General features: G+C 63.2%; 1 protein-coding gene. It reads left to right on the top strand.

Annotated features, from left to right (window positions below; translation table 11 throughout):
* Window positions 1-223, top strand: a 223-nt coding sequence (locus ACN5AZ_RS18780) for a hypothetical protein (protein ID WP_419430407.1), incomplete at both ends; no start/stop codon positions are given.

Here is a 223-nt window from a genome sequence, read left to right as displayed (position 1 = left end):
GATTGGCTCGACCGGTGTCTTGGCGGTTGGCGACAGCTACACGGTGAGCTTCACTGTTAACCTTGATGCGACGGCCTCGACGGCGCTTGAGAACTCGGCGCAGGCGGGGGCTACTCCTCCGGTGACGGCTGCGAACCCGACGCCTGCGGCGATCTCTGACAATTCAGAGAACGATACCACGCAGAACGTGAACGACGGCGACCCGACCACGGGTGATGTGGCC

This window comes from Sagittula sp. SSi028, assembly GCF_048553715.1.
Classification (GTDB): domain Bacteria; phylum Pseudomonadota; class Alphaproteobacteria; order Rhodobacterales; family Rhodobacteraceae; genus Sagittula.
The sequence above is the reverse complement of the archived record's forward strand: the minus strand, read 5'-3'. Positions and strand labels throughout refer to the sequence as shown.